This window comes from Imperialibacter sp. EC-SDR9, from assembly GCF_902498805.1.
GTDB lineage: Bacteria > Bacteroidota > Bacteroidia > Cytophagales > Cyclobacteriaceae > Imperialibacter.
On sequence record NZ_LR701574.1, the window covers coordinates 160,052 to 173,133 of the forward strand.

Annotated in this window: 8 protein-coding genes; 3 read left to right on the top strand and 5 right to left on the bottom strand. The window is 44.1% G+C overall.

Annotation, left to right across the window (positions count from 1 at the left end; genetic code table 11):
• Positions 1 to 8 precede the first annotated feature (8 nt).
• The gene (locus tag GC130_RS02085) at positions 9 to 689 is read left to right on the top strand and encodes a hypothetical protein (protein ID WP_151996594.1); all 681 of its coding nucleotides are present in this window, start codon (positions 9 to 11) and stop codon (positions 687 to 689) included.
• Positions 690 to 794: 105 nt separating this feature from the next.
• Here GC130_RS02085 and GC130_RS02090 read toward each other — a convergent pair whose 3' ends face one another.
• The 4 genes from GC130_RS02090 to GC130_RS02105 all read right to left on the bottom strand — a co-directional run bounded on the left by GC130_RS02090 (position 795) and on the right by GC130_RS02105 (position 9,397).
• Positions 795 to 3,752, bottom strand: a complete 2,958-nt coding sequence (locus GC130_RS02090) for a PAS domain S-box protein (RefSeq protein WP_193217735.1) — start codon at positions 3,750 to 3,752, stop codon at positions 795 to 797.
• Between the two features lie 153 nt (positions 3,753 to 3,905).
• On the bottom strand, positions 3,906 to 4,292 hold the full coding sequence (locus GC130_RS02095) for a response regulator transcription factor (protein ID WP_151996596.1): 387 nt from the start codon (positions 4,290 to 4,292) through the stop codon (positions 3,906 to 3,908).
• A 230-nt stretch (positions 4,293 to 4,522) separates the two neighbouring features.
• Complete coding sequence (locus tag GC130_RS02100) at positions 4,523 to 5,152, bottom strand: response regulator transcription factor (RefSeq protein ID WP_151996597.1); 630 nt, start codon at positions 5,150 to 5,152, stop codon at positions 4,523 to 4,525.
• Positions 5,153 to 5,206: 54 nt separating this feature from the next.
• Positions 5,207 to 9,397, bottom strand: a complete 4,191-nt coding sequence (locus GC130_RS02105) for a PAS domain S-box protein (protein WP_151996598.1) — start codon at positions 9,395 to 9,397, stop codon at positions 5,207 to 5,209.
• Between the two features lie 394 nt (positions 9,398 to 9,791).
• Between GC130_RS02105 and GC130_RS02110 the strand changes: the two genes are divergently transcribed.
• Positions 9,792 to 10,424 (top strand): hypothetical protein, encoded by a 633-nt coding sequence (locus GC130_RS02110; RefSeq protein WP_151996599.1) that lies wholly within the window; start codon positions 9,792 to 9,794, stop codon positions 10,422 to 10,424.
• 901 nt (positions 10,425 to 11,325) lie between these two features.
• On the top strand, positions 11,326 to 12,321 hold the full coding sequence (locus GC130_RS02115; protein WP_151996600.1) for a sialidase family protein: 996 nt from the start codon (positions 11,326 to 11,328) through the stop codon (positions 12,319 to 12,321).
• 62 nt (positions 12,322 to 12,383) lie between these two features.
• Here the strand turns inward: GC130_RS02115 and GC130_RS02120 are convergent, their stop codons facing one another.
• A complete protein-coding gene (locus tag GC130_RS02120; protein ID WP_151996601.1) occupies positions 12,384 to 13,082 on the bottom strand; it encodes a LytTR family DNA-binding domain-containing protein in 699 nt (232 codons plus the stop codon).

The following is a 13,082-nucleotide window of genomic DNA, read 5'->3' on the forward strand; positions in this document are numbered from 1 at the left end:
CTCAAGCGATGAGTCAGCTAAGTGCCAACCTTTACCACTTACCCATCAGGCAGCTTTGCAAGCTGGTCAAGCAGCATTTTCCGGCACACGAGTATCATTTCAAAAAACACACTATCGTATTGAAAGATGCTGACCTGAACCCATTAGGAAGCATCCGACTGCCACTTCATTTTTCGCTGAACGAGTACCTGACTATCATTACCGACCAGGCACAGGTGTTGTACGTAAGTGTGGAGTCGGGCTATGCCACCATCAGCATGATGCAGGGTGTGGAGAACGTGTATCATACCTCGTTTGGGGCCTACATGACCCGCAAAAAGCAAGGATTCAGCCAGATCAAGTACCTGAAAAAGAAAGGGAAATCCCGGGCTGGTTCGAGGGTGAGATTGGCTGAAACAATTGAGTTTTTTGAAAAGATCAATTTGACTCTGACGAAGCTTTTGGAGACCTATACCGTCGACCGACTGGCGCTCAACTGCAACACCACCCTGATCCCTTATTTGTATCAATCGAAGGTGAAATGCCCTTTCGAGAAAAACGATCGCAGGCTTTACAGAATACCGGTACACATCCCACAGTCGAACTTCACCCACCTGGAGGCAGCGATTAAAAAACTAAAGGCACCTATCTTGTTTTATGAGGAGCCAAACAAACCCCTGATGGAGCCTTTGACCGCCGGTGGTGGGTAGACGGGATCGGCATGCCAATACGATAGTATTGCAACAGATATTATATCAAGCCCATTTATCATCAATCACCATGTGATAATGAGTTTGGCTTCCCGGTTTAGCATCTCAAGGCCTTCCATTTGGAAGTTCTATTTCAAATTTTGTAAACAAAGCGGGCTCGGATTCTACCGTGACAGTACCTCCCAGTTTCTCTACACATTCCCTTACAATATAAAGGCCGAGGCCAGACCCCGATGCAGTGTCGGTGGCCCGGTAAAACATGTCAAATATTTTTGGAAGATGTTGTTGATAAATACCTATTCCGTTATCGGAAAAACTAATTCGCATATTCGTTTCCGTTGTTAGGATCTTTATCAAAAGCCTGTTAAACGGCTTGTGTAAATCCTGGTATTTGATCGAATTCGAAAGCATATTCTCCATTATGATTCTACAACGAATCTTGTCTGAAAAAAAGGCAATTTTCCCGTCGACTACCATTTCCACGTACAAACTACCGCTGCCTGTCATAAATTTGAGGTTGGCCTGGGCGTCCGTCAGTAGTTCTGGAAAATTGATTTCCTCAAATTTAACTTCCAGCCGACTGTTACGAGAATAGCTGAGAATGTCCATGATAAACCCGTCCAATCTTCCAATGCTGCTTCGCATCAAGTGTAGATAGCTTCGGTTTGTAGATGAAAGCTTTTCCAGTTCGCACAGATTGAGTATCCCCAGAATTGAAGCAAGCGGTGCCCTCAAATCATGGGATGCCCTATACACGAACCGATCAAGCTCTTTATTCACTTTCTGCAACTCTTCGAACTGAATTTTGAATTTCTTCTCTGCAATTTTCCGGTCGGTAACATCTTCCAGCGTTCCTTCGAAATACTTCGCCTTTCCATTTGCATCATCAACCCTGTGGACGTTTCCCTTCACCCAAATCAACTCCTTATTTTTCTTTAGAGCTCTCATCTCAAACCCTGCCACCTGCCTGTCTTTGATCAACTTTCTGGTCAGCAGTTTTCTTTCACTTGGATCGAAATAGATTTGACTTGCAATGTTCTCAATAGAGCCAATCATTTCTTCTTGCGAACTGTAACCAAAAATTCTCGCCATGGAAGGATTGACAATAAGGAAGCGACCTTCAGCATCGCTTCGATAAATTCCCTCGTGCGATTTTTCAAATATTGTTTGGTACCGCCTTTCTGCTTCATTCCAATCCGAAATGTCAATCGAGGTAGTTAATAGGCAGGGCTCACCGTCCAGCTCTAGCTGTTCCATTGTAAACATAACCGGCCTTAGTGTTCCATCCTTTGCCCTAAGGGTAAGTTTCTCGTTTTTTAATCTCCCCGTAGACTTCAGCTTGGTCACTATCTCTTCACGTTCGTTAGCTACTACCATATCCAGCCCAACGGAGGTTTTGCCAATAAGCTCCAGGCGGCTGTAACCCACCAGCGATTCAAAGCTTTTGTTCACTTCTATGAATTGTCCATCTCTCATTCTTGAGATGACCATCGAAGCCGGGTTGTTGAAGAAAATGGTATTAAATCTCTCCTGCCATCTTTTTATAGCCCTGTTCGCCAGGGACTTTTCGGTGGTGTCACGAAAAATCAACACTGCGCCGGTAATATTGGACGTTGTATCACGGATTGGCGCCCCGTTATTGCTGATAATGAGTTCCCGGTGGTCACGGGTGGTAAGAATTGTGTGGTTTTCTAATTCCAGCGCTTCGCCCAGTTCTATTATTTTTCTAAGGGGGCTGTCGAGCGGCGTTCCGCTGCTTTCATCCTTGATCACGTATACTTCTTCAAGTTGTTTTCCTATTGCTTCCTTGTCTGTCCAACCCGTAAGCCGCTGTGCCAACGGGTTCATAAAAACGATTTTTCCAATTGCATCTGTGCTGATTACCCCTTCACCAATGCTGGCCAGAGTGATGCGCAAATGTTCCTCACTGTGCCTCAAAGCCTCCTCCAACATCATGCGTCTGGATACATCTCTAAAGCTGGCAATCACAATAACCCCCTTATCAGTTGTTGTCATCCGACTTGACCCAACTTCGACGGCTATTAACCTTCCTGATTTGGTTTTCGCATGTAGAGGACCGATCAATTCGCCTGTGGGGGGCAACAAGGAACCCTTCGAAAAAATATTTTGAAACTCGTCGGACGTATTGCTCGCTTCGGGAATTATTTCTCCAATCGGTGATTCCAACAATTGCCCTGGTGAATATCCAAAGAGATGCTCGGCCATTTTGTTCACAAAAACAATCTTTCCACTCTCGTTTACTCCCAGCATTCCATCAGGTGCAGACTCGAGGAAACCGTGAAAAAGCTTTAGGCTTTCCTGTGAGTCTTCGGTTAATTTCTTCTGAAGCAATTCTGCCTTGACCAAGGCCTGGGCACCCGAAAGGAGAATAATAAGGGTGCAACAAATAAAAACGAAAGCAAAAAGGAATACCCCAAATTCACCATGTAGGGTCGCAATCTCCTCACTTTCCAGCCGAAGCAACGCAACCAATAGTGCCAGAACCGTGATGGCAACAATTTGCCTGAAGAATATTTTGCTAACATTGGAGTTTCGTGTGAATACCGATATAATGCCATAGTTAGTCTTGGCGAGTAGCATAGCCGATGACAGTGTAGCAAAAATTATCGCAGTTTTGATGGGTACCTGCGTGAATTGCGTCAGGGTGTTGAGGTTTTGAATATCGAACAAGTACGCCAGGAGGGGTATGAGTGATACCAGAAGAACAACTAATAACAGGTAATCCGAAAGGAGGTGCTTTTTACTAATGCCTTGCTGGTAGAAAAATATGCTCGTAGAAAGTAACATCAAGCCACAGGCTACCATGAACGACATTCGGTCGGATGCAGCCTCTGGAGATGGGTCGTTCTTTATTAAATAAAGACTGTCGATACCAAGGTTACTATTGAATATATGCTCCCACAGAGTGAGTAATGCAATCAGGAATATGACCCCACTTCCAGCCATCACAATGATATTTCTTCTGGCTGAGTCTTTGCCGACCAACAGATAGAGAAACAACATACCAGTCACAAAAAAAGAGAGCGCAGTATTGGACTTCATAAAAGTCAATTCTGCAGGAATACTTCTTAGCTCTGCTACATCTATCCACCAACCGAGCAGTGCTAAGCCAGAGAGCAAAATTGTAAAGAGCGTTGCTACTTTAGCGAACAATCTAAATCTTGTATTTCTTGAGGACGTCATCTTTCAATTCCATTAGAAAATTGTTCTTTTCATTAATTCAGCTAACGCTGGTATTATTCCTTCAAATTCGAAAGACTTGTCGAAGAAATAGTCGGCACCGTGCTTTTTGCATACTTCCCTGTAGTGATCTCCCGAAAAGTTAGTTAGCATGATTACGGAGATCTTTGGAAACTTCTTTTTAATCATTTTTAAGAAGTCGATACCGCTTTCATCGGGCAGATTTATGTCCAACAGGATCACGTCAGGATTCGCATCTTTTACTAACTGAAGTGCCTTCTTCGCCGATTCTGGATAGCCCAAAATCGAAATGCCTTCAACACCGCTCAACAAATTTTTGATTCGCTCAACAACTAAAACTGAGTCATCAACAATTAGCAAACGCAGTGTTTCCTTTTTCATTGAATCGAATTTGAATGGTTGATTATTTTGGTTAGTCAAAGGAACAAAAGACCTTAGTTCCAGTAAATAGACGCTATTATCTATTTGGTGTAAACCAAAAAATTAAAATGTGTAGTAGTTTCCTCTACAAGAGGATAAGTGAATTGGGGCCCGCAGTTAGGCTGAATGAATTGAGGTCATCATTTCCCATGCGGTTTATTCAGCCTGTGTTTACCCCGGAATAGCCAGTGTCAAATCAATTGATTGTGGATAGCGTATTGCGTGAGGTCGGCATTACTTTTTAGTCCCATCTTTTTCAAAATCCGGGCCCGGAAGGTACTAATGGTGGTGACACTAAGGGAGAGGGTGTTGGCGACTTCAGACACTGAACTTCCTGAAGCGAGTAGTTTCATCACAGCAAATTCACGGTCGGAGAGGGTTTCATGCAAGGCTTTTTCTGCATCTTTATCGAGCGTTTCAGCTAGTTTTTCGGCCACAGTAGCGCTGATATACCTTTTGCCTGCCAGTACCTTTCGCACCGCAGCAACCAACTCATTAGAGGCGCTTTCCTTGGTAAGGTAGCCCGCAGCGCCCGCTCGTAACGCCCTGATCGCATATTGATCTTCGGGATGCATGCTCAGGATCAGTATAGGTTTGTTAGGGAACTGCTCTTTTAATTGTTTCAGTATATCCAGGCCGTTTTGCCCTGGCATCGAAATATCGCTTATTAATATATCCCATTCTCTGCTTTGCGCAAGCTTCAATAGCTCTGTACCTGTGCTGGCTTCGGTAATCGAGGCGTCGCCAAATTCGTCCAGGAGAATCTCTCTCAAGCCCCTGCGTATCATTGAATGATCGTCGGCAATCAGAATCCTAATCATCGATTCAAATATTGGAACACGCCAAAAGGAAATTATTCAAAACTAAAAAATGTGTCATATCGCAGTTTTAAGTGGTACTGTCACCTGAACCCTCACTCCCTGGCCTGGCAGGTTGTCGATCTCGATCTTCCCGCCGATCATTAGCACACGCTCCCTCATGCCAACGAGCCCGAGTGTTCGGTTTTTACTTATTTCCAGCTTGCTGAACCCTTTGCCATTATCGCTGATTGTCAGCATCAATTCGCCATCATTGACGGTCAACTCAGATTCTACTTTGCTCGCACCTGAATGCCTCGCCACGTTGGTCAGTGATTCCTGATAAACTCTAAACAAAGCGGTAACGGTGACATTGTCAAGTTGCAAATCCACTTCACTTGATCGGAACACCGAAACTATGCCGGATCTTTTTTCAAATTCATGACTTTGCCACTCGAGCGCTGCTACGAGGCCAAAGTCGTCGAGAATGCCAGGACGTAAATCAGTAGAGATCCTGCGCACTGATTTCACGGTTTCATCTATCAGTTCCAACATGCCGTTGATTTTTTCACCCACACCCTTTTCTTTGTTTTCAATCTTCTTGGCAAGCCAAGAAGTATCCATTCTTAGGCCTGTGAGCTGTTGGCCCAGCTCGTCGTGAATTTCCCTGGCAATGTTTGTTCGCTCCTCTTCACGGATGCTTTGAAGGTGCCTGGCCAGCTCCCGAAGCTTCGTGTTCACTTCTTTTAATTCAATTTCTGTATTCTTTATTTCGGTAACGTCTCTTATGATAGATAGCAGGCAATCCTCATCCTTCCAGCGCAACTTCACTATGGAAGACAAGCAAACCCGTTTTTCACGGGCCCTGATATAAAAAATACCCTCCACGTTCCGAATAGCCTGTTGTTTCGCAAAGAATTGGGCAACCTCTTCCCGGTTTACCAGATCTCTGACACCCAATTCTGACGAATTTTTCCCGATTGACTCTTCTCGGGTAAAACCAAATAGATCGATAAATCCGTCATTGACTTCCACAAGCTTTCCCGTTTTTATGGAAGCAATTGTGATAGAGTCTGGGCTGGCGTTAAACGCCGCCTTAAATCTTTCTTCCGACTGGCGTACGGCTTCTTCAGATTTCTTGCGCTCGGTAATATCTCGGATGATTGCCAGGAAGCCATGTTGCCCTGTTTTTGCGAGGACGACGTCAACGGGAATTTCAGTGCCATCTTTTCTGACCATTCTCCTTTCATACAAAATCGAGCCTTTGTTTTTCACCTCTGCCATTCTCTGCCGGACAAGGTGTTTTTCCTCGTGGGCATAGGTGTCTTCTATAGATAATTTCAGAAGCTCGGATTCTGTGTATTGAAGCATGCGACAAAGGAAACCGTTGGCAAGGATGATTTTCCCTTGTTCATTTATCTGGATAATTCCATCAGCGGCCCGCTCCACCAGGTTACGATATTTCTCTTCGCTTTCTCTAACCAGTATTTCCGATCTTTTTTGCTCAGTTATGTCTCTGGTAACACCCAACAGGGACGTTATATTTCCCTGTATATCCTTAAGAGGAACAGCATGTGTTGCTAACCATCGGTGCCCGCCACGCAATCCTGTGCTTTCAAATTCAAAAACACCGGAGCGGCCTCTAAAAACGTTCTTACTCAATTGATTAAAGCCGGATCGGTATTTCTCGTCGACCAAGTCCACCATACGGCGACCTAAAACCTGCAACTCACTATCAGCTTCTATCATCGAGAGGCCAGCAGGGTTCATAGATAGCAATTCCCCTCTACGGTTCAGCACTTTTACGCATTCTGGCTCATTATCTAGTATTGTTCGCAGATAGCTTTCACTTTCTTGCAATTTCGTTTCCGCCTTTTTGCGATCTGTTATGTCATGCACAACGCCTACAAGCTTGGTGCATTTACCCTTGTCGTCAAAAATAGGGTTGACTGAAACAATGCCTGTTTTGGTTCCAGCTGGGTATTTGCTGGTTTCCTCCCACTGAATCTGTTTTTTACCGGCAATGGCTTTCTGGTAATTTCTTATCACAACTGAGAGGGAAGGCTCAGGAATCACTTCATCAATATATTTGCCCAAAATTTGCTCTTCGTTAAGCCCGGTAGTAGCTAAAAACCCGTTGTTGACCGACGTGAACTTGAACAAGCGTCCGTCCTCCACTTCGATAAGGAAAATGGCATCTGTGCTGGTATTGTAAATCAACTCGAGCTGCTGTTCATTCGCTACACTAGTTTCTTGCGCTTTGATTCGCTCAGAAATATCTCGTGCCTGAACAATGAAATGCCGTTCTCCATCCAGATCGAAACAGCCGAAAGATGCTTCTACAGGAAAAACCGTCCCATCCTTACGTTTCTGGTGTCCCATTAGTGTGAAGTGTTCATCGGGCTTGAATCGGCTCCCGGCTGCCTGGGCGCTGGCAAGGTCAAAATCAAGTTCGATGTCAAATAGATTCAAGCTCAAAAGTTCTTCTTTGGTATACCCCAGACTCAAACACGCCTGAGGATTGACTTCGACGAAACGGCCGGAATAATCGTGCACAAATAACGGATCGGCGGCTTGCTCCACGTAAGCCTTGTAGCGCTCTTCACTTAATCGCAGTGCATTTTCGGCACTTTTTTGCTCTGTCACATCGTTCGAAATACCAAAGATTTGCTTGGGGGTGCCATCAGGCTGCCTTAAAAAAATAGATTCCTTGGATCGGAGCCAGTGCCAATTACCGGTTTTGTCTTTCATCCGGTATTCATGAACATGTAGTTCTCCATCGCTAAGCTTAGCATACTGAGGGTAGGTGTATTGCAGATAATTCTCAAAATCCTTGGGGTGCATCAGGGTGGGGATTACCCCGCTGCCCATTTCTTTTATTTCAGCATCGCTGTATCCAAGATTGGTTTGGATACCATCATTGATATACACATTCTTTAATTCTTCAATATCATAGACATAAATAATGTCAGGGGACGCATTGATAATACTTTCGATGAAATTCGCTTTTTCCTTAATTACCAATTCTCCTTTTTTAACGTCTGTAATATCTTTGATGTACATTGACATTCCATTGGAGGAAGGATAAAAATCAATAATCATCCATATGTCAAAAGCAGGATAATACTGTTCAAAACTAATTTGCTTTTGCTCTTCGACAGACTGATTGTACGTATTGTGAAAAGCAGTGCCTATCACACCTGGGAATAACTCCCAAATATTTTTTCCGATCATTTCTCCAAGCGTTGAATTCGAAAGAACAGCGGCTTTTTTATTTACGAATGTGTAGCAGAAGTTTTTGTCGAGAGCGACAAAGCCATCGGTAATACGCTCGAGGGTGGCGCTGTATTTCTCTTCAGTTTCTTTCAATGTCATCTCACGATAGTGATTGATCAGCACAATTTTTACGTGGTTTGCCATCTGGGCAATCATTGCTAGGTCATCGGGTAAAGGAAGCCTTGGCTCAGTATAGTAGATAGCAAAAGTGGCCAATACTTTAGCCGTCTGGTCAAGGATGGGCGTCGACCAGCAGGCCTTTAGCCCATTGGCCAGGGCAATGTCACGATAGTTGACCCAAAGAGGATCCTGAGCAATGTCGGAAACAATAACTTGTTGTTTTCGATGAGCGGCCGTGCCGCAAGAACCGGCCACCGGCCCTATCGGCTCTCCATCGATGGCCTTGATAAACCTGGCAGGCAAACTCGGCGCAGCGCCGTGCCTCAGATGCCTGCCTTCTTTGTCGAGAAGTAGAATGGTGCAAAAGGCCTCGGGAATGCTGGCCTCATAGTTTAGCGTTACGTTTTTCAGAATTTCTTCCAAACGATCCCCGTTGGCTATCATTTCAAGGGTTTTCTTTTGGGCTTCGAGAAATAGCTCTACCTTTTTATGCTGCGTAATATCGATTGCCGTCCCGACAAACCCACTAACGTTCTTTTTTTTGTCGTGCAAAGCGCCAGCCTCAGCGATAAGCCAGGTTACCTTTTCATTTTTATCCCTAAATCTTAGTTCCGTCCTGAACTGCGTTCCTGTAGACAGCGCTTTTTGCCATTCGGCCAGCACCCTGTCCTTGTCTTCGGGGTGAAGTGACTGTATCCAGCCCTGACCCAGCGCTTCATCAAAACCCAGTCCTGAATACTTCATCCATTGATCGTTAACGTTGGTGTATTCTCCCAGCCGATTGGTTTGAAAAATGGCCACAGGAATACTTGAAGTTATCTTCCGAAACTGTGATTCTTCTTGATGAACAGCACTATCAAATCCCTTGTTCATGGTTGTCGGCGTTAAGATTCTTTGGCAATGAAAGACTCGCTGGAAGCAACTTCAACCGACTTGAAACCGAATAATTAAGACCGGCTAACCAATCAAGTTAGTAATTTTTTAAGTGTTTGGAAAACGGACATAGTGCTACAACCATTTGTCATACAGGATAAGCCAAATAGGCTTTGCTATTTCAGGTAAGGGGAGGACGAACGCTAACAAGCCTTTCTCTTGAAAGATCAAATGAAACTGAGCAACACCATGATGGAGCAGTTAATAGCCAATTCTTGAGACGAGATTGGGGGAGAGAAAAGTATATGGATGCAGAAACTCCCGTATGACAGTTAATGGATTTAATGCCAATTTCTTTATCATTGTATAACCTTCAACTAAAGTTAATTGACCAATGGCTGAAAATTCTAACGGAAGCAGCAAGACCGCAAGCGTCATTATTATCCTGGTGCTGGTACTGGTGGTATTGGCGGGCGGATATTACCTGTTTATGTATAAGCCTCAGCAAGAGGCAAAAGAAAAGGCTCGTTTGGAACAAATAGCCAAAGAAGAGGCGGAGAAAAAAAGACAGGAGCAGGAGGCTCAGAAGAAAGTTAAATACGAAGAGTTGATAAAAAATGCCGATGTGGCATTTGCAGAAGAGAATTGGGAAACGGCGAATTCTCTTTACGCTGAAGCTGCCGCTCTTTTGCCGGATCAGCAATATGCTAAGGATCAATTGGCGCTGGTAAGAGCAAAACTTGATGAATTAGCCGCCAAACAAACACCCGGAACGATTGAAACTGTTGCTTCACCTACGGGACGTTTCTACGTTGTCGTGTCCAGCAGCGTGGATGGCGACCTGGCCATGGACTATGCCAATAAATTGGCCAAGGAAGGAAACAGCTTGAAAATAATTAACCCTTCCGGCACCAACAAGCTATTTCACCGTGTCTCTGTGGACGATTATCCTACCTGGGACGAAGCCGTAGCTGCCACCTCATCATTCAGTGCATTTGGAGAAGGCGTTTGGGTGTTGAAGTATTGAGGTGGTTTGATGGCTTGATTGTTCGGTAACTATGATTTATGGCTGTGAATTTTACCCCACTAAAAAGTATTAACTCTAATGTAGAATTCTGGCGAGGAACAAAAATAAGGATGATGCACCATGGAGACATGCATCCAAATGATCAGCATTTTGATTACATGTTAGTAAAGGTTCCTGAGGATAAAGAACACATGATCTTAGTGAACGTAACTGAGGGAAGTCACAAAGCTGGTGCTGTGTTCGTCAAAAAGGTTTCCATTCAGATTACTTCGAATAAGATTGTGGTAAAGTTAGAGGCTCTTAAAGAAGCTCTAGGGGAGAGTTTCGACTACTGCTATTTGATAACTTGACAATTATGCAAACGAGTATAATCCGTATACAAAGATTCTGAAGCGAGAGAAGTTTGGAAAAGAGAGCTTTTACATCAATGTTTCTTTGTTTGACCTGCTTCTGAGCGTAGCCAAAATGTAAAGAAAAATAATGTTTTCTTTACATGTCAGCAAAACATGTAAAGAAAAGTGCCATTTTCTTTACATATAAAATGAACATGTAAAGAAATTAAGGTGGTTGGATGAGGTATTCTAAAATGGGAACCTTCATGGCCTGCACCGCACAACTAACGCAAACCTTGCCATGGCTCCAATTCATCGCCCGCTTCACATCTGAGTATTACGGGGAGCTTTTACAATCATTTTACAAACGTTTTACAATTGAAAAGCTGCCAGGTCATGGACACCCAATACCTTCACGACATTGTTTCACCAAAGCAATTTATCGTCATGAAATAGCCATAAGGAAAGCCATACCCAGCGGAATGAATAAATCGGTCACGAGACTAAATATCCATTCCTCAATGGTAGAGGCTATTCCATCTGGCCGCTAAAAATTAAATTTTATACAGATGAAAACCCGCAGCCTTTCTCTTTTGCTCCTTTTCCCACTCACCTTTGCCTGCAACGAGGTATTGGACTTTGCATTATCAACCCCGGTCACAAAGAGCCCTAAAAAACTAAATAGCAACAAGTCGGTAGTTGCCAACATCGTTTTTAAATCTACCGATGGCGGACAAACATGGCAGGACATCAGCGAAGGGTTGCCCGAAAATGTGCAGGGAGGTGGCTTTTTTGGAAATGATGGTGGGCTCTATTTGAGTGCAGAGAACGAGCTCTACCACAGTGCCCCAAATTCGACAGCTCCATTTTGGAAAAAAGAGATTTTCCCCGACAAACACAGCAGCATTGCCCCTGGTAAGACTGGGATATATGCATACAATTATTGGGATGGCCAATTTCTAAAAAGAAAAAACGCAACGAGTATATGGTGGCCTATGTATACCAACTTTCCTGAGAAACAGGTACGCACCATATTTGAAAGCGATGGGGGAGCAGTTTTCATTGGCAGCGACAAAGGCCTTTTTAAGTCCACCGATAGCGGTAAAACCTGGAGCCAGGTCCATACCGGAGCAATGAATTTGGTTGAGTCAAACGGTGTGCTGATGGCGACCACCCAGGAGGGGATCATCCGGTCGAGCGATGGTGGAGAAAACTGGGAGTTGGTAATCAGTGAGGGTGGTGTCGGCATCGCTGTTGAGGCTATCAATGGGGGCTTTGCTGCCATTACTTACAACACAGCGTCGGAGACCAGAAGAGTGCGAACGTCGTACGACGGTGGTGAAACCTGGCAGGCCATTGATGCAGGCCTTCCGGCAAGCCTGTCCATTACCTCCATTGTTCAGATGGGCGACTATCTCTTTTGCGGTCATCCTGGTGGCATTTTTCGCTCAGCCGACAAAGGGCAAACATGGGAACTGGTGCGTGCTTCTATCGGAGAAAAGGTCTTCAATTTATCTGTATCAGGCAACGTGCTTTATGCCGTCCCCAGAGCGGAGGGATGCTAAAAAATTGCGGTCGTTGTCACGGGAATTGGTTCGAGGTTTTTCTTTCCGTATCAACCAGGTGTTTAAAGCCACTTCGCCTTTATGTCTTTGTATTTAGTTCTTCCAACAGGGATAAGTACGCCATTTTTAAGCTCGGCCATATATTTGCTGCCAGGCTTCACAATAATTTCCCTTACCTCAGACATCTTCAGTAAGTATGATTTGTGGACACGTTCAAAAGTAGGCGATAATAGCTGTTCCAGCTTTTCGAGTGATTTATCATGCAGTTCTTTTGTTCCGTCTGTCAGAAAGAGTTCGGTATAGACTCCTGCACCTTTAATGAAAAGTAAATCTTCAACGGGTATCAACTGTATCCTGTGTCTCTTTTTTACAGCTAGAAATTTAACCTTATTCGCTTTCGTTTTTTCTTTAGTGATAGTCCGATTGAAGGCTTGCTCCAACCGATCTCTGTTAAAGGGTTTAGGTACAAAATCTAAAACCCCATATTCAAAAGCCGTAATTGCCTGGTCTTTGTAGGCGGAAACTACTATGGTGTGAAAAGAGCCAGAAACCGCTGTTGTCAGTAGGTCGAAACCACTTTCACCATTAAGATTCAAATCCAGCAGAACGAGATCCAATGAGCTATTTTCAATAAATCTTAATGCCTCATGGAGTGTGTTAATATGGGTGAGAGAGTGTAAGTTGTTGCCAAGAATGTCACGGGTCATCCTTTCAATTCTTTTGGCAATTCTTGACTCATCCTCAACGATTAAAACATTCAT

Coding starts and splice junctions, on each gene's coding strand:
- GC130_RS02085 (WP_151996594.1), top strand. CDS start 9: ATGAGTCAGCTAAGTGCCAACCTTTACCACTTACCCATCAGGCAGCTT.
- GC130_RS02090 (WP_193217735.1), bottom strand. CDS start 3,752: ATGAAGTCCAATACTGCGCTCTCTTTTTTTGTGACTGGTATGTTGTTT.
- GC130_RS02095 (WP_151996596.1), bottom strand. CDS start 4,292: ATGAAAAAGGAAACACTGCGTTTGCTAATTGTTGATGACTCAGTTTTA.
- GC130_RS02100 (WP_151996597.1), bottom strand. CDS start 5,152: ATGATTAGGATTCTGATTGCCGACGATCATTCAATGATACGCAGGGGC.
- GC130_RS02105 (WP_151996598.1), bottom strand. CDS start 9,397: ATGAACAAGGGATTTGATAGTGCTGTTCATCAAGAAGAATCACAGTTT.
- GC130_RS02110 (WP_151996599.1), top strand. CDS start 9,792: ATGGCTGAAAATTCTAACGGAAGCAGCAAGACCGCAAGCGTCATTATT.
- GC130_RS02115 (WP_151996600.1), top strand. CDS start 11,326: ATGAAAACCCGCAGCCTTTCTCTTTTGCTCCTTTTCCCACTCACCTTT.
- GC130_RS02120 (WP_151996601.1), bottom strand. CDS start 13,082: ATGAATGTTTTAATCGTTGAGGATGAGTCAAGAATTGCCAAAAGAATT.